This is a genomic window from Bartonella sp. HY328 (assembly GCF_025449335.1).
In the GTDB taxonomy this organism is placed as follows: Bacteria; Pseudomonadota; Alphaproteobacteria; order Rhizobiales; family Rhizobiaceae; genus HY038.
Map to the genome: position 1 here is coordinate 992,013 of NZ_CP104883.1, position 22,399 is coordinate 1,014,411.

Below are 22,399 nucleotides of genomic sequence, written 5' to 3' on the forward strand. Positions count from 1 at the left end.
GCTTTATTTCACTTTGAATAAAGCCCTTAATAGTTGGCTATTGTTTTACCAAATTGCTATTATAAAGTTGTGGCCAATCCTCTTGCTGAACGAGCGCGCAAAAAGGCATGGCACGAGCAGTGCTTAACTGCCAAACCTTGCCATTATAGACAAAGCCAAAATCGCGGCCACAATCATTATTGGAACTAAAACGAATGGTTGAACGCAATTCAAGTCCAGCATTATTTGCGGCTAAATTATATAGCCAATTTTCTTGAGATAAATTCGCTTTGCCATCAAATTGAGCCGTTATCATACCTTGTGGGTTTTGTTTTTGTAAGCGATAATTATCTGTATATCTATTTGTATAATCATCACAAACTGCAATGAAGTGTTCACCATTGTTTAGCCTAATATTTAAGTCTATTGGTTTATCACTTTGGCAATTTGAACTATCTTCACCATTTAGCGCAATTGGCGTATTAAGGGTAAAAGCGAGAGCCGAAATTTTCGGCAAAGGCGCAATTTTATTGCCAAAAAGCGCATTAGCATTATCTTTTTGAGTGTTATAAAAATCTGCAAATTCTTTAAGGGAAATATTAGCGCGAGGTAGGTCTTCAACATCAACACCAAAGGTTAATTCTTTTTCGGATAAAAGTGCTTTTATAAAATTCGCGCTGTCTTTATCGCCAATATGAGCTGCAAAAATAACGGGTTGATGCGCGCTATCATTAATAAGCTTAAATTTAAGATTTGGGTTAGAAAAATGATAGATAAATTCACCGCTTGTAATATGTTGATCATTGCTTGCCACAATGAAGCGTATAAGAGGTGGTTTCGTGCTGTTATATTGCCAATGGATTGCGATATATTGGCCTTTATCATATATATTATCAATATTAGGGTAGCCAATTGCGGTGCAGCTAAAACCTTGGTCGCAACCAAAAAGCCAATCACCCTTTTGCGATATTTTACCAATATTGGCAAAATCTGATAATTTGCTTATCGGATCTGAAACCTCACCTGATGTTAACTGCTGAATACGGTGATCAATAATTGCAGTTTGGCAGCTTTGATATTGAAAATTATTATTGACGTCATTGTCAACGTAATGGGTGAAAAGACAGGCTTTATTTAAAAAATTTTCAAACCGCTTTTGATCGCGTGAGGCATCTTTAACAAAGTTGATACCATAAGATTTTTCTGTGTCAGCAATTTCTGCCTCACTATCGCCTTGGTTAGCAAACATTTGTTTTAGATACAACGTTTCGAAATAGCTAAGCACAAGTTTTGCCGCTTTAACATCAACGAAATAAGGCTCTAATTGCTGGTCAAATCCACATTTTTCTTGATAACAATAATGATTGCGTAGTTCGTCAATACGGTTAGCAAGTAAGCTATTATTACAGTTGGGGGCACTGAGCACTTGTCCCTCGCGGCCCCAATAACCGCTTTCATAAACAGCACAAACATCTTCGCGGTAGTTTAACCATGCCCGTTGCTCTGCAACTAAGCTTTTGCGAATGTCTTTAGCTTTGGGGTGGCGGTCATAACTTGCTAAAACAATTTTCCAAACCGCATTTAATTGGTTATCAAGCCGCTTCCAGTTTTTACCTCCGCATGCAGCCCAATCTGAATTAGTACCATATGGATTTTCTGCCATACATTGATCATAAAGTGGATCAGCTTTGATTGTTGGGATTATTGTGAAGTAAAATAATAATATAAAAATAATGGAAAAAAATAACCGCATATTATTCATGGCCCCACACCTTGCCGAAAATTCATTGGCAACTATAATATTTTTAAAGCATTATTTAAAGTAATTAGCTACGTAAAAGTAATTTATTTATTGGTTATTATAAATATAATTGTTAAAATATCTTAGCTAGCGCTTTAAAAGAATGTTTGACGTTTTAGTGGTAAGTTTGATAATCGCTACCTATATAGCTATTTTTAAAGTGCACAAAAAATAACCTTAGGCTTAAAAAATACTTTTTTTTTATTTGGATTATGGTTTAAAACAGCGTAAGGTCGATTATATCTTATTGTGATAGTGTAAAAATTAAAAATTGGGTTTTAAGGCAGGAGACTGGCGACAACAATGGATTTAGATATTGTATTGGTGGTGTTTTTCATATTGGCAGTTGTCATTTTTTTGCAATTGCGCAGTGCGCTTGGTAAGCGTACCGGTAATGAAAGACCTCCTTTTGATCCGATGAAGCGAACGCAGGCAAATAGTTCTGCGCGCCGTGATGATAATGTGGTGCCGCTACCAAACAGACAAACGCAGCGTGCTGATGACTTTTCAGATATTGATGCAGTTGCTCCGCAGTCAAGCCGGCTGAATGAAGGGCTGCGTGCCATCCGTACCGCAGATAGCTCTTTTACACCGCAAAGCTTTAGCGATGGTTCACGCATGGCTTATGAAATGGTGATGACCGCTTTTGCTAATGGTGATACCAACACCTTGAAAAACCTTTTGGCTAGAGACGTCTTTGATGGCTTTAATGCCGCAATTAGCGAGCGTGATGCTAAGGGTGAAACGGTCAAATTTTCGTTTGTTGGTATTGATAAGGCGGATATTGTTGCGGCGGATGTAAATAATGGCGTTGCTGAAATTACGGTGCGTATTGCCAGCGAAGTTATTTCTGCTACCTACGACAAAGATGAAAAATTGGTTGAAGGTGATCCGCAAGAAGTAACTCAATTGCATGATTTGTGGACTTTTGCCCGTGATACGCGATCACGCGATCCTAACTGGCAAGTGATTGCCACCGATGAAGATGCATAAGAGGATTGTTCCTTAAATTTTAAAAGCCGCTTTAAGCGGCTTTTTTATTTAAAAATAAAGCATGATTTTATAAAATGATAAAAACCAATCAAAAGCATGAAGTTTAAAAAAATTGATCTATTCGCTCTATGGGTGATTATGCTATAGAGCACGAATTAGAAATTTTGGTTTTAAAATGCAAAGTGATTTTGGCAAAAAACAACAGAAAAACACAAGTGGCAAAAACCGCTTTAACGCTTTGCGTCCTGAAGATAAAGCTTTGTGGGATGCGGTTGCAAAATCCATCCGCCCCTTACGCATGAGCACAGTTATTGCTCAAGCAGATAGCGATCCTGCTGAATTTAAAACCATGCTCGCAACTAGCGGTGATAGTGCAGCTTTGGATAAAAATAAAGCCAAACGGGCGCAAGCGGATAATTATCAGTCAAAAGCCAGCAATACAAAAAATGATAATGCATCGATAAACCCGATTGACCGTAAAACCCATCGTAAAATCGCTAAAGGCAGGCTTGATATTGATGGCCGCATTGATTTGCATGGTCTTACACAAAGTGAAGCCCACACACTGCTGTTACGGTTTTTACAATCGGCACAATTTCGTGGTTTCCGCCACGTTTTAATTATCACTGGCAAGGGTAAGTCGTTACAAAGCGATGGTATTTTGCGTCAACTTGTTCCCCATTGGTTGTCAACACCAGCTTTTCGTATCTATATTAGTGCTATTAATGATGCGGCGCGCCATCATGGTGGCGATGGCGCAATTTATCTTAAATTGCGTAAATTATCAGCATAATCAATAGGCAGTAATCAATGACCCCTTTTGGTTTGAAAATGCAAAGCTTACGGCGTAAAAAAGGCGTAAGCCAAAAGGAAATGGCAAAGGCGCTTGATGTTTCCGCTGCCTATCTGTCTGCCCTTGAGCATGGGCGCAAGGGTGCGCCACCTTTTGTTTTTGTGCAGCGGATCATTGCTTATTTTAATATTATTTGGGATGAAGCGGATGAGGTGTTAAATCTTGCTGATTTTTCACATCCGCGTATTGTAATTGATACCAAGGGATTATCGGCTGAAGCTACGCATTTTGCTAATCGCCTTGCTAAGGATTTGGCAAAAATTGATAATTTCGAAAAACTACAAATAATGCAAAAATGTCTCGATGATTTATTAGCTAATATCTCTTAAAATAGTGAGGCATTGGTTAAACGCCTCACTATTTTAAATTTTTTAAAGACCGCTGGCTAACTCTTTGACCAAGCGGCTTGTTGCTGCGACAATATCAGTTTTAACCGCACCATTATCATCAAGGCTTTGCGCTACCACATTAACAATAGCTGAGCCAACCACAACGCCATCGGCAATCTTAGCGATATTAGCAGCTTGATCAGCGGTTTTAATACCAAAGCCAACCACGACTGGTAAATCGGTATGCTTCTTAATGCGTGCAACCGCATCGCCTATTTGCTCAATTTGCGGTAAGGCTTGGCCGGTAATGCCCGTCATTGACACATAATAGACAAAACCAGAGGTATTTTGTAAAACCTTAGGCAAGCGCTTGTCATCGGTTGTTGGGGTTGCAAGACGAATGAAATTAATGCCAGCTTTTAAGGCAGGCAAACAAAGCTCATTATCCATTTCAGGGGGGAGATCCACCACCAATAGGCCATCAAGTCCTGCTTCTTTGGCATCTTTCAAAAAGCGATCGACACCATAAATATAGATTGGATTATAATATCCCATCATTAAAATTGGCGTAACATTATCATGAACGCGAAAATCTCTAATCAATTGCAAGGTTTTCGCAAGAGTTTGTCCATTTTTTAGTGCCCTTTGGCCAGCAAGCTGAATGGTTGGTCCGTCGGCCATTGGGTCTGAAAAAGGCATGCCAAGTTCAATAATATTGGCGCCAGATTTTGGCAAATCCAACATAATTTTCAAGGATTCATCATAATTGGGGTCGCCAGCCATAATATAGGTGGCAAGAGCACTGCGACCTTCAGCTTTTAAGGCCGCAAATTTATCATCAATACGCGTCATAGTTAAAATCCTTAAAAAGCGTTACATTGCCATGCCAAGCAAATTGCCGACTGTATGCACATCCTTATCACCACGACCCGAAAGATTGACGATCATAATTTGATCTTTGCTCATTTTAGGCGCGCGTTTTACTGCTTCTGCCAAGGCGTGCGAGGATTCAAGGGCAGGAATAATACCTTCAGTACGGGTTAATAGTTGAAATGCCTCCAAGGCTTCATTGTCAAGAATAGGCACATAACTAACCCGCTTAGTGTCTTTAAGCCATGAATGCTCAGGGCCAACACCTGGATAATCAAGACCTGCAGAAACTGAATGGCCTTCAAGAATTTGCCCATCACCGTCTTGCAAAAGATAGGTGCGGTTACCATGAAGGACGCCAGGACTTCCAGCGCTCATTGATGCGCAATGCTCATCAGTATCAAGGCCGTGACCACCTGCTTCAACGCCAATAATTTCAACACTTTTATCATCAAGGAAGGAATGGAAAAGCCCAATAGCGTTAGAGCCACCACCAACGGCGGCAATAATCATATCGGGCAAGCGGCCTTCGCGTTCTAAAATTTGTGCGCGCGCTTCATCACCGATAGTGGTTTGGAAATCGCGGACCATTTCAGGGTAGGGGTGCGGACCAGCGGCAGTACCAATGAGATAATAAGTATCATCAACATTGCTAACCCAATCGCGCAAGGCTTCATTCATCGCATCTTTTAAAGTGCCATTACCAGCCGATACCGGCTTTACTTCGGCGCCAAGTAGGTTCATGCGAAAGACATTGGGCTTTTGCCGCTCAACATCAGTTGCACCCATATAAACAACACAAGGAAAGCCAAAACGCGCGGCAACAGTTGCAGTAGCAACACCGTGCTGACCGGCACCTGTTTCAGCAATAATGCGTTTTTTACCCATGCGCTTTGCTAAAAGCACTTGGCCCAAACAATTATTAATTTTATGGCTGCCAGTATGGTTAAGATCTTCACGCTTTAGATAAATCTTAGCGCCGCCAAGATGCTCAGAAAGGCGATCGGCATAATATAGCTTTGATGGACGGCCAGCATAATGATTTAAAAGATTGGACAGTTCTGCTTTGAAAGCTGGATCATTTTTTGCTTCATCATAAGCATCTTGAAGTTCCAAAATAAGTGGCATCAAAGTTTCTGCAACAAATCGACCGCCAAAAATACCAAACATGCCATCCTCATTGGGGCCTGTTCGATACGAGTTTAAGTCAATTGCGCGGTCATCTTGCGCCCCATCAACCAGCTTCGTCACATCATTCTCCATTTTTTGCAATCTTCTATTAAATATCAAATTTAATTAAACACTATTTATAAGCATAGAAATCGGATTAGGCAAAACAAATTAAATTGGTGAGCGCATGCAGATGTTTTGCATAATTAATATTGCAGATGTTTTGCATAATCACTTTTTAAAAAATTTGCTTTAACGCGCGTTTAAGCACTATTTTTGCTGGGCAGTTAATGCGCTTTGTACCGCACTAAAGAAACCATTCATCAGATTAATATCCTTAACACCTGGCTCACTTTCAACCCCAGATGAAACATCAATGCCACTGGGGCGAATAGTGGTTAATGCATCATGGATATTTTCAATGCGCAAACCACCCGAAAGCATATAATTTAAGTCGCTATCAAAATTATTTAGTAACTGCCAATCAAAAGACACGCCGTTTCCTCCCGGAAGATTAGAACCTTGTGGGGCTTTGGCATCAAATAAAATGCGGTCGCTAACTTCTTTATAAGGAATAGCATTTTGTAAATCTGGCGCGGTGTGAACTGAAATGGCTTTCATTACTGGCAGATTATAGCGCTTTTTAATTTCGGCAACCCGGCGTGGTGTTTCATGGCCATGCAATTGTAGCATGTCGGGCTTTACAATATGGACAAGATCATCAAGGAAAAGATTATCCGCATCGACGGTCACAGCAACGGTTTTTGCGCGCTTTGCTACTGTTTCGCAAAGCGCGGCTGCTTGCAAAAATGAAATATTACGCGGGCTTTTAGGGAAAAAGATAAAGCCTATATGGCTCGCACCATTCGCAATTGCTGCTTCTACCGCCTCAATTGTCTTTAATCCACAAATCTTTATATCAAGTGCCATTTTGGTTTTCCCATTCTGGTTTTCCCAGTGAACTCTTTGTTGTTCTAAAAGCCGATTATGTCAGATATTGACGCTTATCTTGGCCTAGAATCGTATTGTTTTATTTGTTTTGTTTCCCTTTTACTGCCAGAAAGTGATTTGTGCAAATAGGTCATCATTGCTGCTGCAAAAAGTGGCGTCAATAAATTGAGTATGGGAATGGATAAAAATAAAGCGATAATTAGACCTGCGCAAAAAACAGTCCCTCGATTTTGAACATAAAAATCATGTCCGCCTTTTTCAGCGCGAAAACGGCTGGCTGCAAATTCGAAATATTCTCGGCCCAAAAGATAACCATTTATGACAAAAAAGCCTATGAGATTAACGCCGGGTACCAGTAATAATAAAAGAGCAATAATATTGCCGATGATGGAAAGGCAAAGGAAACGCGCCGCGATAATCATCGAGCGACCAAGCGGCATTGCCTTGCCAGGCTCTTCTTGTGAGTAATCTTGCTTTTCAACAATTTCTGCTACATCATCGATAAATAGTCCGCCGATAAGCGCAGTAATTGGCCCTACCAATAAGGCAAGGATAGCCGCAAGGCCGAAGCTAAAAGTAATGATCCAGACAATACCAAGCCAACCGAGCCAATCGGGCATTCCGGAAAAATAGGGGGCAAGCCAAGGAAAAACCCATTGAATGAATATTTGCCGCAAGAAAAACCATAAAAAAACCAAAAGACCAATAGTATAGCCAAGAGATTTCCAGAAAATTGTCCGAAACTGCGGCGACCATAAACGTTGTAAAGCCCAAAAGGCTGCGTTAAAAATCATATTCATCCTGACTTGAAATCAAATAGAGACAAAATTGGGTGTCATTTTTATACTGGTATTTATTTTTATAAAGCATTAATAATCATATATCGTAAATCCTTGCCAATTTAAAAAGAGGATTGTTCCATATTTGGGGTTCTAATATGCTTTTTAAAAATTTCATGTGCATTGGCGATCAATGTCTGTTTTAACCAAATCATATGGATAAATCTATTTATCCTTTATATAAATCTAACTGTTCAAAAATTTAAGTCTTTTATCCATTAAAATGTATAATTATGTTCTTGTTTTGAACTTATGGAGCTTTTTAATCCATGCCGAAATTCGATGTTTTAACCATTGGCAACGCTATTGTTGATGTTATTGCCCGTTGTTCTGATGATTTTCTTATTCAAAACGGCATTGTAAAAAATGCGATGAATTTGATTGATAGTGGCCGCGCTGAGCTTTTATATAGCCGTATGGGACAAGCCATAGAATCTTCAGGTGGTAGTGCTGCCAATACAGCGGCAAGTGTTGCCAGCCTTGGTGGTAAGGCTGCCTTTATGGGTAAGGTTTCAAGTGATCATTTGGGGCAAGTTTTTGCCCATGATATGCGTGGCCAAGGTGTTTCCTATGATACCCGTCCATTGGAAAATGGCGCGCCAACAGCAAGATGTATGATTTTTAATACGCCCGATGGCGAGCGGTCGATGAATACTTATCTTGGCGCATGCATTGAGTTTGGCCCTGAAGATATTGAAATTTCCAAGGTTGCTGAAGCCAAAGTTACTTATTTTGAGGGCTATTTGTGGGATCCGCCACGCGCCAAGGAAGCAATGCGCCTTGCTGCACGTATTGCCCATGAAAATATGAATGAAGTTGCTATTACTCTGTCAGATTCATTTTGTGTTGAGCGCTATCGTGATGAATTTTTAGAAATGATCCGCTCTGGCATGGTTGATATTGTTTTTGCCAATGAAGCAGAAATTCTAGCGCTTTATGATACAACTTCGTTTGATACAGCTATTCGCGCTATCCGCACCGATTGCAAGCATATTGCATGTGTAACGCGCGGTGATAAAGGTTCCGTTATTGTTCAGCGTGATGAAACCTTTACTATTTCACCTATTTCAGTTGAAAAGGTTGTTGATACAACTGGTGCTGGTGATCTTTATGCGGCGGGTTTCCTTTATGGTTATACCAATGGGTTAAGCCTTGAAGATTCTGCGCGTCTTGGTTCGCTTGCGGCTGGCCTAGTTATCCAGCAGGTTGGCGCTCGTGTACAATATTCTTTACGCGATGCTGCAGTACAAGAAGGCTTAATTGAAAAGCGCTAAATATTTTTGAAAAATTGATAATACTATATAATCAAGGCACCTTTTCATTTTTGGGGTGCCTTTATCATTTTGATAATATTACCAGCAAAATTCATCACAACTATTTCCATAGATTTGTTGTTGTTTCTTTGCTAGAAATTTTATCAATGTGATTAGAGCGTTTTCCGAAAAGTGTGAAGCGGTTTTCGGACAAAAAACGCGGTGTAAACAATGCATTAGAGCGCCAATCTGAACCAATCAGATCGAAATACGCTCCAAAAAGGTGTAGCAAATATGATGACATTTTTGCCAGAATGGTCAATTTTTTTAAAATTTGCGCTTTATTCCATTATCTTGACACTTGTTCCCGGCCCTGATCTTACATTGCTTATTTCACGCTCTATCCTTGATGGGGCAAAAGCCGGTTTTGCTTGCTTGCTTGGCGCGTATAGTGGCATTTTTATCCATGTCATTGCCGTGTCTATTGGGCTTTCTGCGCTCATTATTGCCTCGCCAACCGCATTTTTTATTTTAAAATGGGCAGGGGCTGCTTACCTTGTTTGGTTGGCTATTCAATTGTTTCGCAATCGATCAACTTTTAAGCTTGATGTTGATAAGACCAAAACATTTTCTTTCAAAAAGAATTATTTGGCTGGCTTGATGTCCAATTTGTTAAATCCTAAAGTTATTTTATTTAATATGACCTTTTTGCCGCAATTTGTGTCGGTGACAGATCCTCATGCTGCTGGTAAATTGGTTTTTTTGGGGCTATCTTTCATTCCCGTTTCCGTGCCTTTTGTTGCCGCAATCATTATTGCCGCTGACCGCGTTGCCAAGCTATTAAAGGAAAACCCGCAATTTATTCGTGGTTTGAATTGGGTGATGGGGGCGATGTTCATGGGCTTTGCAGTAAAACTATTGGCCATTCAAGCAAAATAAAGCATGTCGATAAAATAAATGGGAGGATTTATGAACAAGGTTATTGCATTTGTTTCTCGTTATAATGGTGAGGAAACACAAAATTGGTTGGACGCATTAAATAAGGCATTTAATGGTCAAAAAATTATGGCAATATCAGCAATGAGCGATATGCAAAAGCATGATTGCTCGGTGGCAATTGTTGCTAATCCTGACCCTAATGAGCTTGCTTTGCTGCCTAATTTACAACTTATCCATAGTTTATGGGCCGGGGTTGAAAGATTGGTTAGTGAGCTTCCACTAAATTGCGCGCCAATTATCCGCCTTATTGATCCTGAATTAACCCGCACCATGGCTGAAGCTGTGCTTGCTTGGAGCTATTATATTCAACGTGATATGCCAGCCTATCGGATCAGCCAAATGGCAAAACAATGGCAACCGCGTGAATATCGCCCACCTCATAATATGACTGTTGGCATTGTTGGCTTGGGGCTGCTTGGGCAAGCGTCAGCAAAATTTTTACAGCATGCCGGTTTTAATGTCATTGGTTGGAGCCGTACTCCAAAAATTATTGATAATCTTGAAAGCTTAACGGGAGATGACGGCTTAGCGACATTGTTGCAAACAAGTGATATTGTTGTTTTGCTTGTACCCTTAACTAATGAAACCACCGGCTTGATGAATGAAAAGCGATTTTCTCAAATGAAAAAAGGTGCAGCTTTAATTAACTTTGCCCGTGGGCCAGTTGTTGAAGCGCAAGCTATGCTAAACTCTATTGAGCAAGGGCAACTTGGGCATGCTATTCTTGATGTCTTTAATGTTGAGCCATTGCCGCCAACTTGCCCCTATTGGCATAATCCAGCAATTACCATATTACCCCATATAGCCGCGCAAACGTCTAAGGAAACTGCAGCAAAAATTGTTGCACACAATATTGCCACTTGGCAAAAAAACGGTGACTTATCGCATTGTGTCAATCGCAAATTGGGCTATTAATGCTGATTAAAAATTTTATCTAAGCTTTAGATAGCGCATTATACTCACAAAATTTATTAATTATAGGAAAATTATTAGTCGGCTAATTATTTAGTTGTGTTAAAAGAGTCACTAAAATAAGCAAATACGAATTTACATATATAAATTGAAGCTTATCAATTGAAATGCTAACAAGTCAATGTTATTTAAGGGAAAATTTTTAAGCAAGTTTAGCGGGATTCCCTATAATGTATAGACATAAACTTTTTTCTTGGAAAAAATTTATTTTTTGCAGCACTTTTTTATGTTGTTTAAACACAAGTTTTTCTTATTCACAAATGGTCAATGACACCATTATTAGTTCACCAGATACAGCATTAACACTTGATAATAATTATAACGGTTTAACCTTTGAAAATACAATAACCGGTCAGGTTTTGGGGGTAAACCGTGGAATACTTGTTAATGCAAACAATACAGTTAGCATTACCAATGCTGGAATGATTTCTGCCATACAAAATGCAGATCGTTTTTGGGAAGATGCAGGTATTCAAAACAGGGGTGTTATTACGAGTTTTGTCAATTCAGGCACGCTAAAATCGTCTTTGGGCTTGGGGCTGTTTAATCAAGGCACGATTGGTTCAATACATAACACGCAAAGCGGCGTTATTTCATCAGATAACACGACAGCTATTTTGTCTACTGGTGCGATTGATAGTATAACCAATGATGGCGTTATATCAGGTGTTGACGCGGCTATTATTACCACGGCAAAAATCGGCACTTTGACTAATTCTGGCGTTATTTCTGGCTATAATGCAGGTATTCAGTTGGATGGTCCAGCAGCGATTGATAAGATAATAAACAATAATATTATCGAAGCGCGCGGCGATCATACAACTTGGTACAATGCCGCTATCTTTACCAATGGTGGTACTGGCTATATCGGTTCCATTGATAATCATGGTCAGCTTAAATCAAGTCAATATGGTATTTTAACCTATAATGATATTGGTCAAATTAATAATTATGGCACCATTGAAACAGGCCAAAGTGCCATTATTCAAAACAGGGGTACGATTGGAGTAATTAATAATTATGGGACTATTGGTAGTCAGGATGTAGAAAACTCCCAAGCCATCATTATTAATAATATTAATCCAATTGCCCAAAGCAATGTCATCAATAATTATGGTACTATATATGCGCGCCAAGCCTTAGGTATTATGGTCAATAATACAAATGGCAATCAAAATACTGTAAGTATCAATAATTATAAAGACATAAGCGGTGTTGTTGGTATAGAGCTTACTGGCAATACGGGTAGTGTTGTTATCGAAAATAGCGGCAATATTAATGGTGTTAATGTCGGTGTCGAATCCTCTTTCCAAAATGCTATTATTAAGAATTTTGAAGGTGGCGTCATCCAAGGTGGTGGCGCGTCTATTTCTATTTCGGCAAATGGTCAAGTCTTAAATTATGGTTCTCTTTTAGGTGAAGTGAATTTAAGCTCTGCATCTCTTTACGCTCTTGGTGACAAAAGCATTATCAAGGGTAATGTAATTGGTGATGAAGATGCATTATTTTCTGTTGGAAAGGGTACACAAACCGCCAATTATGATGCGCAGGATTTAACTGTAGTTAGTGTTGGAAAAATTGCCGTTGAAGCCAATTCATCTTTAAAACTGTATGACAAGACAAGTTGGGAAACATTGTCTAGCGAACAGGATGCGTTTAAAAATCTAGGCACTTTATACATTAATGGTAATGTCAGTTTAAAGTCTAATATCACGAATGATGGCATAATTTCATTCTCTTATGATAATACTTATAAGACTCTAAAAATTGATGGTAATTATGCTGCCAATAATGGGCAAATTTTTATTAATACCGTATTGGGTGGTAGCAATTCTTCAACCGATCAATTGCATATTTTAGGTGATGCAACGGGTAGTACTTGGGTTAATATCCTTAATCGCAATGGTATTGGCGCACTAACAACTGGAAATGGTATAAATATCATTAAAGTTGATGGTACATCTTCTGCCGATGCATTTACTTTAAAATCTGATTATTCGTTTGAGGGACGCTCAGCAATTATTGCAGGTGCTTATGCCTATTCACTTTACGCAAGCGATGCTGCGGGTAATTTTGATGGCAATTGGTATTTGCGTTCGCTTAGTACAAAAGATGATGATGATACTGAAGACAAACCAGTAAAACCAGTAAAGCCCGTAAAGCCAGTTTATTCAGCTACTGCGCCCCTATATGAAGCCTATCCGCAAATTCTTCAGCAATTGAATAAGGTTGGAACGCTAGAACAGCGCGTTGGTAACCGTACTTGGCTTAACACTGCAAAAGATGCGCAAGCCAACACAATTGATCAAGCTGATGGTCGTGGCTTTTGGATGAAGGTTGATGGTGGTACAGGCCACATTAAGTCTGATATTAGTAAAACCAATTCTTCATATGATATCGATTTGGTAAAAACATTATTAGGTTTGGATTTTATTGCCCAAGAAACTGCTCATGGTAAATTTATTGGCGGTGTTTATTTCCAATATGGTCATGCAAAAGCTGACATTGACTCACGCTATGGTAATGGTGAAATAACTACAGATGGTTATGGCTTTGGTGGTACTTTAACTTGGTATGGCGCCAATGGGCTATATGTTGATGGTGTAGGGCAGGTGATGTTCTATGATAGCGATATCCGTTCCAATTGGCTAGAAAATGGATTTGGTAAGCGTGTTGTTGATGGCAATCGCGGTCGTGGTTATGCTGTTAGTATTGAAGCAGGTAAGAAAATTGCTCTTAATCAAGAATGGGCAATGACCCCACAAGTTCAGTTAAGCTATAATGATGTCGATTTTAATAGTTTCAATGATAATTATGGCGGCCATGTTAATGCAAAAGATGGTAATGCTTTAACTGGTCGTTTGGGCATGCAATTTGATCGTGAAGTAAGCTGGAAAACATCAGAAGGTGATTTACGCCGTTTAAAGGCTTATGGTATTGGCAATCTTTATTATGATTTCTTAAATGGTACCAATATTAATTTGACCGGTGTTAATTTCCGTAACCGTACAGATCGTTTCTGGGGTGGTCTTGGCACAGGTATTTCTTATAATTGGAAAGATGATGCCTTTACCATCTATAGTGAAATTGATGCGCGTACCAGTTTTACAAATTTTAGCGATAGTTATAGTTTTAATGGTACAGTTGGTTTTAAAGCCCGCTTTTAAATAGCTAAATCTCTTAATAAAAAGGCAGCCAATTGGCTGCCTTTTTATTTTAAAACACTATTTATGGTTTGTATATGAAAGCCTGACCCTAGATCATTTGTGCAATAGTGAAACAAGATTATTGATGATGCGTTTTGAGGCGGGCAATTTCCTTGTAACCAATATCCTGGCGGCAAAAACCTTGGGGCCAATTGATCTTATCAATGGCGGCATAGGCTTTATGTTGGGCTTCTAACACTGTTGCACCCTTGGCGGTAACATTTAAAACTCGTCCACCATTAGCAATTAATTTTCCATCTTTTAACGCGGTTCCAGCATGGAAGATGACAACATCTTTTTCTTTAGCTGCTTCTTCAACGCCTTCAATAATCGTGCCTTTAAGTGGATGATCGGGATAGCCTTCGGCAGCTAAAACAATGGTGAGTGCCGCCTCATTTGCCCATTTTGGTGTAACGCCTGCTAGATTGCCGGTTGCTGCCTTCTCAAGCAGTGGGATAAGATCATCTTGCAACAGCATCATTAATACCTGACATTCAGGATCACCAAAGCGTGCATTATATTCAATCAGTTTTGGACCATGGTCGGTTAGCATTAAGCCTGCATATAAAATACCAGTAAATGGCGCACCAATGGCAATCATGCCGCGCATGGTTGGTTCAATAATTTCGCGCATAGTTTGGGCAATAAGTTCATCACTCATGATTGATGCTGGCGAATAGGCCCCCATGCCACCTGTATTAGGCCCAGTATCACCATTGCCTACGCGCTTATGGTCTTGGGCCGTGCCAAAGGGAATAGCGTTTTTGCCATCGCAAAGGCAAAAAAAGCTTGCTTCTTCGCCTTGTAAAAATTCTTCTACCACAACTTCAGCACCGGCATCGCCAAAAGCACCATCAAAGCAAGCATCAATGGCATTTAATGCGTCTTCCAAGGTCATGGCAACAAATACGCCTTTGCCGGCGGCTAAGCCATCGGCTTTGACCACGATTGGGGCACCTTGTTGGCGAATATAGGCCTTGGCGCTATCTGCATCGCTAAAGCGGCCATAGCTAGCGGTTGGAATATCAAAGCGGCTACAAATATCTTTGGTGAAGCCTTTTGAACCCTCAAGCTGTGCGGCTTGCTTGGTTGGGCCAACAACTTTAATATTAGCGGCGATCAAATCATCGCAAATGCCAGCGACAAGCGGTGCTTCAGGGCCAACCATAACAAGGTCAACACCATTATCTTTACAAAAAGCAATAACCGCTTGGTGATCGCTAATATCTAGGCTGATATTTTCAGCAATCTTTGCAGTTCCAGGATTGCCGGGCGCGCACCATAATTTTTCTAATAAGGGGGAACTCGTCATTTTCCACGCCAAAGCGTGTTCGCGTCCACCAGAACCAATAAGAAGAATTTTCATGCCACAGCCCCAATCCCTGTTGGAAATAATAATCTAGATTAATCTTTAAAACATCTACGAGGGGGGCGGCAAGTAAATAACAAGCTAAAATTGGCTTTTAAACATAAAGCTTAAAATTTAAAATCATGAAGAGTAAACCGACATCGGTAAAATTTGAAAATCAAGCATGAATTTCACATTATTAATGCAATATTGGATTATAATTGTTATCAGTCCATTTAATGTTTTAAAAATGTTGTGATAGTTGGTTATGCGTGTGTTGTTGCGTTATAATTTGGTCATGACGTTTTGGTTAATTAAATCGTTATTTTAAGAAACTAGGTTTATTGGGGCCATAAGGGACAAGATGAGATGAACGAAATTGATAAGAATATGCCGCAATTTTTCAATGTTGATGGGATTGATATCGCGTTGCGCCAAAAAACAGGTGATAACGCCCCTGGGCTTGTTTGGATTGGCGGCTATCGCTCGGATATGCTTGGAACAAAGGCCGTATTTTTAGAAGAATTGGCGGATAAAGAAAACCATAGTTTTTTACGCTTTGATTATTCAGGCCATGGTGAATCAAAAGGCGATTTTTATGATGGTTCAATTTCTCTTTGGCTTGCTCAAAGCCTTGCTGTTTTTGAGCGGTTTAGTGAGGGCCCACAGGTTTTGATCGGCTCATCAATGGGCGGCTGGATTACTTTGCGAATGGTTGAAGAACTAAAGAAAAAAGGCATTACTCCAGCAGCAATTGTTTTATTGGCGCCGGCGCCTGATTTTACCAAAACCCTTGTCGAGCCAAGTCTTACCGACCAAAATCGCCAAGATTTGGATCGACAAGGCTATTTTAATATTGAAACAGAATATGGCTCCACCCCTTATACAAAAAAGCTGCTTGATGATGGCGCAAATAATCTCGTTTTAAAAGGCATTATTGATACAGGCTGTCCAGTGCATATTATCCAAGGCATGAAAGATGATGTGGTGCCTTATCAATCAACCATGAAACTCATGGAACATTTGCCGCTTAATGATGTGACTCTAACCCTTGTGCATGATGGCGATCATCGCTTATCACGTCCTCAAGATCTTGCTTTATTAGAACGCATCGTTAAATCGCTGATTTAAGTATCAACATTAGAGTGCATTTCGATCTAATTGGATCAGATCGGCGCTCTAATGCATTGTTTACATCGCGTTTTTTATCCGAAAACCGCTTCATACTTTTCAAAAAACGCTCTAAAAAGTCCTTATCAGTCAGAAAATGATAAGGACTTATATTTTAAAATGGTTGGCTAAGTATTTCTAGCAAAAAAGCCTGTTTCCTTGCTGTCAATTTCACGCAATTGGCGAATGACTGTAATGCGGCTGGTAAACATGGTTAAAAATGCCACAAAGAAAATAAGTAAAAATGTTTCAACAATATTTACCCAGCCGATGGAATAGGTTCCAAACAGCATGGTCATTTCCATAGCTTGCGGTGATTGATTATTATAAGATGACCACAGCGAAAACATAAAAAATAGTGCCAAAGCCGCCAAAGCGCCAATAGTGGCTCCCTTTAAACCAGTTTTGAAAAAATACCAATCAAATTGTCTGGCCACAAATCCAGCTTCTGCTCCAATAAAGTGCAAGACTTCAATAATATGATTATTGTTGGAAAGCGTGCTGCGTGTCGCAAAAACAATGGTTAAAATTAATGCGACAAGCACCAGCATAAAGACACCAAGGCCAACTGCCACAAAGCTATTGGCAACGCTAGACAACTGATCGACCCACATGCGATGATCGTCAAAATTGGCATTAGGCACATTTTGTTTTATGAGCTCACGCAAACTAAAAGTATCGGGAGCCGAACCTTGATCAAAGGTGACAATAATCAAGCGTGGAATGGGTAATTCACTGACATTAATACCACTACCAAGCCAGGGTTCAAGCAGGCTTTGCGTTTCCTCACGGTCAAGAATGCGCGCTTCTTTCACTCCTGGAAATTCAGTAACAAGTCGCACGGAATTTTTAAGCGCTTCTTCCATGTTAATATTATCACCCGGCATGATTTGAATTGTCGCTTCACGCGATATATCTGATTGCCAATTCTTTGCATAAGTGTTGATAAGATTAACTCCGCCGAGGGAAAGGCTTGCTAAAAATGTCATAATTGTTAGCACAACAGCCAAAGCAAAACCACGAATGTCGCCTTCAGGAACAATTGGGGTAAGACCATTAGACTTTTTACCCAAAAGTCGCCCAATCGGACGCTTAGCTGATTTTTGCTCCATGCTATCAGTCATAAATTTTCAACTTTCCCTCTTCCAAAATCATCCGGCGTGCATCAACTTGATCCATCAGTGGTAAATCATGGGTGGCAATCACAACCGCAGTGCCAAGCCGGTTCAACTCAATAAATAAGCGCAATAAACGTCTTGCCATCGGCGGATCAACATTACCGGTCGGTTCATCGGCTAAAAGCACTTCAGGCTGATCGATCAAGGCACGGGCAATTGCTGCACGCTGTTTTTCACCGCCAGACAATACAGGGGGCAAAACATTCATGCGCTCGCCAAGGCCAACCCAATGCAATAATTCTTCTACCTCGGCGCGGTAGGTATGCTCTTCACGTCCCCGCACGCGCAAGGGCAGCGACACATTTTCATAAGTGGTTAAATGATCAAGAAGCCTAAAATCTTGAAAAACAATGCCAATGCGTTTGCGCAATTGCGGCATTTCATTGCGCGCGAGCAAGGATGTATCCTTATCAAAAACTGTGATAAGCCCACGCGTTGGTTTTAGTGCCAAAAACATCAAACGCAAAAGCGTAGTTTTGCCAGCACCTGATGCACCAGTTAAAAATTGAAATGAGCCTGATGGTATATTGAAGCTGACATCTTTTAAGATTTCAGCCCCCATACCATAGCGCAAACCTACATTATCAAAGCGAATCACGTGATACTTACCCTGTTTTTTCTGCTTGCAGCTTTTAAAAGCCTTTTACCCATGAGTAAAATTAATTATTTCAATAAGATTGATATTCATGAACTTAAAAAGCCAATTTAATTTATCTCATAAGCATAATGTAAACCAACAATAATTTGCATAAATAGCTGCAGACACGAATAACTGTAAACCATGCATGGTTTTACCATTGTTGCAAAGCTGCAAATGAACATGTTGGTTTTTTTAAATTACCTAAGATTGCAACAAATCCTATAGCGGTTGAGATAAATTAATCATTATATAAATATGAATAATATTCATCTTGATAATTTAGCATATCTTCAACTACATTATCCAATGGAACTAAGGCCACATTACTATTGTCAGGTACCATAAAAATACATAGGCCGTAATTGTCTTTTTTAAGATTTGGCGCTAATTCATTTAAAAAATGCTTTAATGGTATAGAGGAGACTTTATAATCCGCCCAGGCACCAACTAAATTGAGTTCAGCATATGCTCGTGCTGGCCATAAGGCCACATAAAAGTTTCCTTGACCATCTCCTGCACAAATAGGAAAATCATCGTCTTCAATAATCCATATAGTCTGCCAATCAACCACTTTTTTAATAAAATATTGATACCTAATATTGATATCCCTTTTTAACATTACTTGAATTTCTTTATCTGATGGCATGAATATGTCATTCATTTGAGACAATCTCCAAGAGTTTTATTGCCAAGCCTATCGTTTGTTTTAACCTTGTCAAAAATAATATTAGTAAGTTTTAACGTAAAATATATAAAACTATGGCTGATGATTTTCGCCTTAACCCAATAATAAAAACTTCATAAGGCAATTTTGAGGTGAGCAGTCTGCTTTAAAAAATTCGTGTATAAATAGCAGTGCTAAAAGTAGTTTTTATTATGTAAACAGTTTCCAAACGGACTTAAAATGACGGTAAAAAACGGCTGCAAGCTTGGGAAAAAGTTTTTTTTAACGATTTCCTTTGCGCCAATCATCAATAGCTTATAAATAGAGCGCATTCCCCATTGATTCTTAATTCCTAGCAAAAAGAAAAAGTTAATGCCCCAAATAGACGGTCGACAAATTGATGTTCTTTTTTCAGAAGAACAAATCGCAGAGCGCAATAATCTTATTGCCGCCGAAATTGCAGCTTCAAATCCTAGCCGTCTTTTGGTTTTGCCCATTTTAAAAGGTTCTTTTGTTTTTGCAGCCGATTTGATCCGCGCCTTGCATAAAACTGGCATCGTTTCATCTGTCGAATTTATCACTGTATCAAGCTATGGCGAAAGCAAAACACCGGGTAATATCCGCCTTGTCCATGATATTGATAGCGATATTGCTGGCCGCGATGTTTTGCTGATTGATGATATTCTTGAATCAGGCAACACTTTGCAATTTGTGCAAAATCTAGTGAGTGAACGGGGTGCAAAATCAAGCCGTATCGCCGTTCTTCTTGACAAGCATACACGCCGCCAAGCGGATATTTCTGCCGATTATGTTGGTTTTGAATGCCCTGATGAATTTGTGGTTGGTTACGGCATGGACGTTGCCCATTCATATCGCCAATTGCCATTTGTTGGCGTTGTTAAAGAATAAATATTGATTGGTAAAAGAATAGAAATTAAAAAGCGCTTTAGCTGCCTAACATCTGCTAAAGCGCTTTTTCATATTTTGTATATTCTTTGCCCAAGCTAAAAGCCGACATAAGCCAAGGGCAAAAATACAAATTGCTGTAAGGCTTAGGAAAAGCCAACAAAACCCACCAATCAAATCCGCCGTATCATTACGACTTTCAACCATCATCATATTTATCGTGCAAATATTTTGATTGTGCATAACAACATGGTTAAAAATCGCGTGCACAAATGCAGTTCCAGCTTGCGCTTTTTCCTCGAATCCTGTTTTGTTCTTTTTATGAAGTTTTCACCTGAACAAGAAAAAGCATTGGATGAAGTGGCTCGCTGGTTAAAAGCGGGGCGGTCTCCTATTTTTAGGCTTTTTGGTTATGCTGGTACGGGTAAAACCACCCTTGCTCGCTATTTTGCTGAAACAATTGATGGCACGGTGCAATTTGCCGCGTTTACTGGCAAAGCCGCGCAAGTTTTGCGCTCGAAAGGTGCAAGCAATGCTCGCACGCTGCATTCCCTCATCTATCGGCCACGCGGCGAAGAAGCGGTTGAAGACGAAATTACTGGTAAAACCTCTATTGCGCCAATGTTTTCGGTTAATCGTCAAAGTCCCGTTACTCAAGCCGCTTTAATCGTTGTTGATGAATGCTCGATGGTAGACGAGCAATTGGGCCGCGATTTGATGAGTTTTGGCACACCTATTTTGGTGCTAGGTGACCCCGGGCAATTGCCACCTATTTCCGGTGGCGGCTTTTTTACCGAGGCAGAGCCTGATTTTTTATTAACTGAAATTCACCGTCAAGCCAAAGACAATCCAATTATTCGCCTTGCGCTTGATGTGCGCGAGGGGCGCGATATTGCTTATGGTGATTATGGCAAAGCACGGATCATCACCCGTAACGACGTTAATCAAGAACTGGTTTTGGCAGCAGATCAAGTATTGGTTGGCACCAATCGGACAAGAAAGCGCTATAATCAACGTTTGCGGGAGTTAAAAGGCTTTGACGCTGTTTATCCGCAAGCTGGCGATAAACTCGTATGCTTGCGCAATGACCCTGTAAAAGGCTTGCTTAATGGCTCGCTTTGGAAAGTGTTTCAATCCTCTAAAGAAACGGTAAAGCCGGGTATTAATCTTTTGATAAACCCAGAAGATGATGATCGCGGCATGGCAAAAATCAAATTATTAAAAGCACAATTTGAAGATCCCGATGCAGAAATTGCTTGGAATTTGAAAAAACGCTATGATGATTTTGACTATGGTTACGCCTTAACCACCCATAAAGCGCAAGGCTCACAATGGGATAAGGTGGTATTGTTTGATGAAAGCTACGCTTTTCGTGAAACAAGAGAGCGTTGGCTTTATACTGCAATAACCCGCGCCGCCGAAGAATTGGTGATTGTCCGTTAAATTTCAACTTGTGTGCGATTGATATTTTTTTAGTTCGAAAAATATTGTTTAATTAACTGGTTATTGATTTCAGATAATAGAGATAAAGTTGACCATTCGGGCTAATAATATTCAATCTTGATGAATCAAAAAGTAAAAATGATTAATTGAGATAAAAGCTTTAGTGATTCTTTATTGTTTTGAGCTTTTATAAGTTGGTCTTGAAATCTTGCTGCATTTCTGGTATAGAGCCGCTAACTGTTGCTTGTTAATGCTGGTTTCATTGAATTTGAAGCAGATAAATGTGCCTTTCATATAAAATTTATGTGGTGGGCATGCTTTAATATTCACAAGGTGACAATTATCATATAGGTTTCGCGCCAAGGTGGCGATAGCTGGCCCATGAATGGGTTTAATATTTTTTTATTCAATAGAATAGGGTTTCAATGGCTAAAGAAGAAGTTTTGGAGTTCTCAGGTATTGTGACTGAGCTTCTACCAAATGCAATGTTTCGGGTAAAACTAGATAATGAGCACGAAATTATTGCCCATACAGCCGGAAGAATGCGTAAAAACCGTATCCGCGTGCTTGCAGGCGATAAGGTCATGGTTGAAATGACACCTTATGATCTGTCTAAGGGTCGTATTACATATCGTTATAAATAATCCATTTATTAATTATCATTGCAGTTTTTAAACTCATGCTATGGTATAAGATAAATTTTTTAGATTGATATGGCATAAAAGATGAAGAATAGAGGTCTATTTATAGATCTCTTATTTTTATGTATTTCATAAAAGTCCGTGTTTATTTTGACTTTGCTTATTTCAAGTAAGCATTTGGTATGTTTTATAGC

The 22,399-nt window shown here is 39.7% G+C and carries 20 protein-coding genes; 11 read left to right on the top strand and 9 right to left on the bottom strand.

The features are described 5' to 3' along the window. Nucleotides 1–37 precede the first annotated feature (37 nt). Nucleotides 38–1,741: a lysozyme inhibitor LprI family protein gene (locus N5852_RS04120; RefSeq protein ID WP_262099151.1), complete on the bottom strand. Its 1,704-nt coding sequence runs from the start codon at nt 1,739–1,741 to the stop codon at nt 38–40. 342 nt (nt 1,742–2,083) lie between these two features. On the opposite strand from N5852_RS04120, the gene N5852_RS04125 reads away from it, so the two are divergent. The 3 genes from N5852_RS04125 (at nt 2,084) to N5852_RS04135 (ending at nt 3,955) form a co-directional block, all read left to right on the top strand. Continuing rightward, entirely contained in the window at nt 2,084–2,773 is a 690-nt protein-coding gene (locus N5852_RS04125) for a Tim44/TimA family putative adaptor protein (protein WP_262099152.1), read from the top strand. Between the two features lie 175 nt (nt 2,774–2,948). Continuing rightward, nucleotides 2,949–3,566 carry a Smr/MutS family protein gene (locus tag N5852_RS04130; RefSeq protein ID WP_262099153.1) on the top strand — a complete coding sequence of 206 codons (618 nt, stop codon included), beginning with the start codon at nt 2,949–2,951 and terminating at the stop codon, nt 3,564–3,566. 17 nt (nt 3,567–3,583) lie between these two features. Then, the gene (locus N5852_RS04135) at nt 3,584–3,955 is read left to right on the top strand and encodes a helix-turn-helix domain-containing protein (protein WP_262099154.1); all 372 of its coding nucleotides are present in this window, start codon (nt 3,584–3,586) and stop codon (nt 3,953–3,955) included. A gap of 42 nt (nt 3,956–3,997) precedes the next feature. Here N5852_RS04135 and trpA read toward each other — a convergent pair whose 3' ends face one another. The 4 genes from trpA to N5852_RS04155 form a co-directional block, all read right to left on the bottom strand. Continuing rightward, the gene (trpA, locus tag N5852_RS04140) at nt 3,998–4,807 is read right to left on the bottom strand and encodes a tryptophan synthase subunit alpha (RefSeq protein WP_262099155.1); all 810 of its coding nucleotides are present in this window, start codon (nt 4,805–4,807) and stop codon (nt 3,998–4,000) included. Nucleotides 4,808–4,828: 21 nt separating this feature from the next. Continuing rightward, nucleotides 4,829–5,995, bottom strand: a complete 1,167-nt coding sequence (gene trpB / locus N5852_RS04145; protein ID WP_262099683.1) for a tryptophan synthase subunit beta — start codon at nt 5,993–5,995, stop codon at nt 4,829–4,831. 270 nt (nt 5,996–6,265) lie between these two features. Then, nucleotides 6,266–6,925 (bottom strand): phosphoribosylanthranilate isomerase, encoded by a 660-nt coding sequence (locus N5852_RS04150; protein ID WP_262099156.1) that lies wholly within the window; start codon nt 6,923–6,925, stop codon nt 6,266–6,268. Nucleotides 6,926–6,999: 74 nt separating this feature from the next. Further along, complete coding sequence (locus N5852_RS04155; protein WP_262099157.1) at nt 7,000–7,740, bottom strand: sulfate transporter family protein; 741 nt, start codon at nt 7,738–7,740, stop codon at nt 7,000–7,002. A gap of 314 nt (nt 7,741–8,054) precedes the next feature. On the opposite strand from N5852_RS04155, the gene N5852_RS04160 reads away from it, so the two are divergent. The 4 genes from N5852_RS04160 to N5852_RS04175 all read left to right on the top strand — a co-directional run bounded on the left by N5852_RS04160 (nt 8,055) and on the right by N5852_RS04175 (nt 14,176). Next, a complete protein-coding gene (locus tag N5852_RS04160) occupies nt 8,055–9,059 on the top strand; it encodes an adenosine kinase (protein WP_262099158.1) in 1,005 nt (334 codons plus the stop codon). Between the two features lie 276 nt (nt 9,060–9,335). Next, complete coding sequence (locus N5852_RS04165; RefSeq protein WP_262099685.1) at nt 9,336–9,977, top strand: LysE family translocator; 642 nt, start codon at nt 9,336–9,338, stop codon at nt 9,975–9,977. A 30-nt stretch (nt 9,978–10,007) separates the two neighbouring features. Further along, the gene (locus tag N5852_RS04170) at nt 10,008–10,952 is read left to right on the top strand and encodes a 2-hydroxyacid dehydrogenase (protein WP_262099159.1); all 945 of its coding nucleotides are present in this window, start codon (nt 10,008–10,010) and stop codon (nt 10,950–10,952) included. Between the two features lie 227 nt (nt 10,953–11,179). Next, entirely contained in the window at nt 11,180–14,176 is a 2,997-nt protein-coding gene (locus tag N5852_RS04175; RefSeq protein ID WP_262099160.1) for an autotransporter family protein, read from the top strand. Nucleotides 14,177–14,294: 118 nt separating this feature from the next. Here the strand turns inward: N5852_RS04175 and purD are convergent, their stop codons facing one another. After that, nucleotides 14,295–15,581 (bottom strand): phosphoribosylamine--glycine ligase, encoded by a 1,287-nt coding sequence (purD, locus tag N5852_RS04180; protein WP_262099161.1) that lies wholly within the window; start codon nt 15,579–15,581, stop codon nt 14,295–14,297. Between the two features lie 351 nt (nt 15,582–15,932). Here purD and N5852_RS04185 point away from each other — a divergent pair, with 351 nt between their 5' ends. After that, nucleotides 15,933–16,694 (top strand): alpha/beta hydrolase, encoded by a 762-nt coding sequence (locus N5852_RS04185; protein WP_262099162.1) that lies wholly within the window; start codon nt 15,933–15,935, stop codon nt 16,692–16,694. Between the two features lie 167 nt (nt 16,695–16,861). Here the strand turns inward: N5852_RS04185 and N5852_RS04190 are convergent, their stop codons facing one another. The 3 genes from N5852_RS04190 to N5852_RS04200 all read right to left on the bottom strand — a co-directional run bounded on the left by N5852_RS04190 (nt 16,862) and on the right by N5852_RS04200 (nt 19,212). Beyond that, nucleotides 16,862–17,857 carry a cell division protein FtsX gene (locus tag N5852_RS04190; RefSeq protein ID WP_262099163.1) on the bottom strand — a complete coding sequence of 332 codons (996 nt, stop codon included), beginning with the start codon at nt 17,855–17,857 and terminating at the stop codon, nt 16,862–16,864. Then, nucleotides 17,850–18,509, bottom strand: a complete 660-nt coding sequence (gene ftsE, locus N5852_RS04195; RefSeq protein WP_182418725.1) for a cell division ATP-binding protein FtsE — start codon at nt 18,507–18,509, stop codon at nt 17,850–17,852. The genes N5852_RS04190 and ftsE overlap by 8 nt, the downstream gene beginning before the upstream one ends. A 280-nt stretch (nt 18,510–18,789) precedes the next feature. Beyond that, on the bottom strand, nt 18,790–19,212 hold the full coding sequence (locus N5852_RS04200) for a DUF2750 domain-containing protein (protein WP_262099164.1): 423 nt from the start codon (nt 19,210–19,212) through the stop codon (nt 18,790–18,792). A 375-nt stretch (nt 19,213–19,587) separates the two neighbouring features. Here N5852_RS04200 and hpt point away from each other — a divergent pair, with 375 nt between their 5' ends. The 3 genes from hpt (at nt 19,588) to infA (ending at nt 22,208) form a co-directional block, all read left to right on the top strand. Further along, complete coding sequence (hpt, locus tag N5852_RS04205; protein WP_262099165.1) at nt 19,588–20,124, top strand: hypoxanthine phosphoribosyltransferase; 537 nt, start codon at nt 19,588–19,590, stop codon at nt 20,122–20,124. Nucleotides 20,125–20,442: 318 nt separating this feature from the next. Beyond that, nucleotides 20,443–21,564 (top strand): ATP-dependent DNA helicase, encoded by a 1,122-nt coding sequence (locus N5852_RS04210; RefSeq protein ID WP_262099166.1) that lies wholly within the window; start codon nt 20,443–20,445, stop codon nt 21,562–21,564. Nucleotides 21,565–21,989: 425 nt separating this feature from the next. After that, nucleotides 21,990–22,208, top strand: a complete 219-nt coding sequence (infA, locus tag N5852_RS04215; RefSeq protein WP_182417578.1) for a translation initiation factor IF-1 — start codon at nt 21,990–21,992, stop codon at nt 22,206–22,208. The last annotated feature ends 191 nt before the right edge of the window (nt 22,209–22,399 follow it).

What these genes read in the sequence shown, in the direction of transcription:
- N5852_RS04120 (WP_262099151.1), bottom strand. Translation starts at nt 1,741, where the DNA reads ATGAATAATATGCGGTTATTTTTTTCCATTATTTTTATATTATTATTT.
- N5852_RS04125 (WP_262099152.1), top strand. Translation starts at nt 2,084, where the DNA reads ATGGATTTAGATATTGTATTGGTGGTGTTTTTCATATTGGCAGTTGTC.
- N5852_RS04130 (WP_262099153.1), top strand. Translation starts at nt 2,949, where the DNA reads ATGCAAAGTGATTTTGGCAAAAAACAACAGAAAAACACAAGTGGCAAA.
- N5852_RS04135 (WP_262099154.1), top strand. Translation starts at nt 3,584, where the DNA reads ATGACCCCTTTTGGTTTGAAAATGCAAAGCTTACGGCGTAAAAAAGGC.
- trpA (WP_262099155.1), bottom strand. Translation starts at nt 4,807, where the DNA reads ATGACGCGTATTGATGATAAATTTGCGGCCTTAAAAGCTGAAGGTCGC.
- trpB (WP_262099683.1), bottom strand. Translation starts at nt 5,995, where the DNA reads ATGTTTGGTATTTTTGGCGGTCGATTTGTTGCAGAAACTTTGATGCCA.
- N5852_RS04150 (WP_262099156.1), bottom strand. Translation starts at nt 6,925, where the DNA reads ATGGCACTTGATATAAAGATTTGTGGATTAAAGACAATTGAGGCGGTA.
- N5852_RS04155 (WP_262099157.1), bottom strand. Translation starts at nt 7,740, where the DNA reads ATGATTTTTAACGCAGCCTTTTGGGCTTTACAACGTTTATGGTCGCCG.
- N5852_RS04160 (WP_262099158.1), top strand. Translation starts at nt 8,055, where the DNA reads ATGCCGAAATTCGATGTTTTAACCATTGGCAACGCTATTGTTGATGTT.
- N5852_RS04165 (WP_262099685.1), top strand. Translation starts at nt 9,336, where the DNA reads ATGACATTTTTGCCAGAATGGTCAATTTTTTTAAAATTTGCGCTTTAT.
- N5852_RS04170 (WP_262099159.1), top strand. Translation starts at nt 10,008, where the DNA reads ATGAACAAGGTTATTGCATTTGTTTCTCGTTATAATGGTGAGGAAACA.
- N5852_RS04175 (WP_262099160.1), top strand. Translation starts at nt 11,180, where the DNA reads ATGTATAGACATAAACTTTTTTCTTGGAAAAAATTTATTTTTTGCAGC.
- purD (WP_262099161.1), bottom strand. Translation starts at nt 15,581, where the DNA reads ATGAAAATTCTTCTTATTGGTTCTGGTGGACGCGAACACGCTTTGGCG.
- N5852_RS04185 (WP_262099162.1), top strand. Translation starts at nt 15,933, where the DNA reads ATGAACGAAATTGATAAGAATATGCCGCAATTTTTCAATGTTGATGGG.
- N5852_RS04190 (WP_262099163.1), bottom strand. Translation starts at nt 17,857, where the DNA reads ATGACTGATAGCATGGAGCAAAAATCAGCTAAGCGTCCGATTGGGCGA.
- N5852_RS04200 (WP_262099164.1), bottom strand. Translation starts at nt 19,212, where the DNA reads ATGAATGACATATTCATGCCATCAGATAAAGAAATTCAAGTAATGTTA.
- hpt (WP_262099165.1), top strand. Translation starts at nt 19,588, where the DNA reads ATGCCCCAAATAGACGGTCGACAAATTGATGTTCTTTTTTCAGAAGAA.
- N5852_RS04210 (WP_262099166.1), top strand. Translation starts at nt 20,443, where the DNA reads ATGAAGTTTTCACCTGAACAAGAAAAAGCATTGGATGAAGTGGCTCGC.
- infA (WP_182417578.1), top strand. Translation starts at nt 21,990, where the DNA reads ATGGCTAAAGAAGAAGTTTTGGAGTTCTCAGGTATTGTGACTGAGCTT.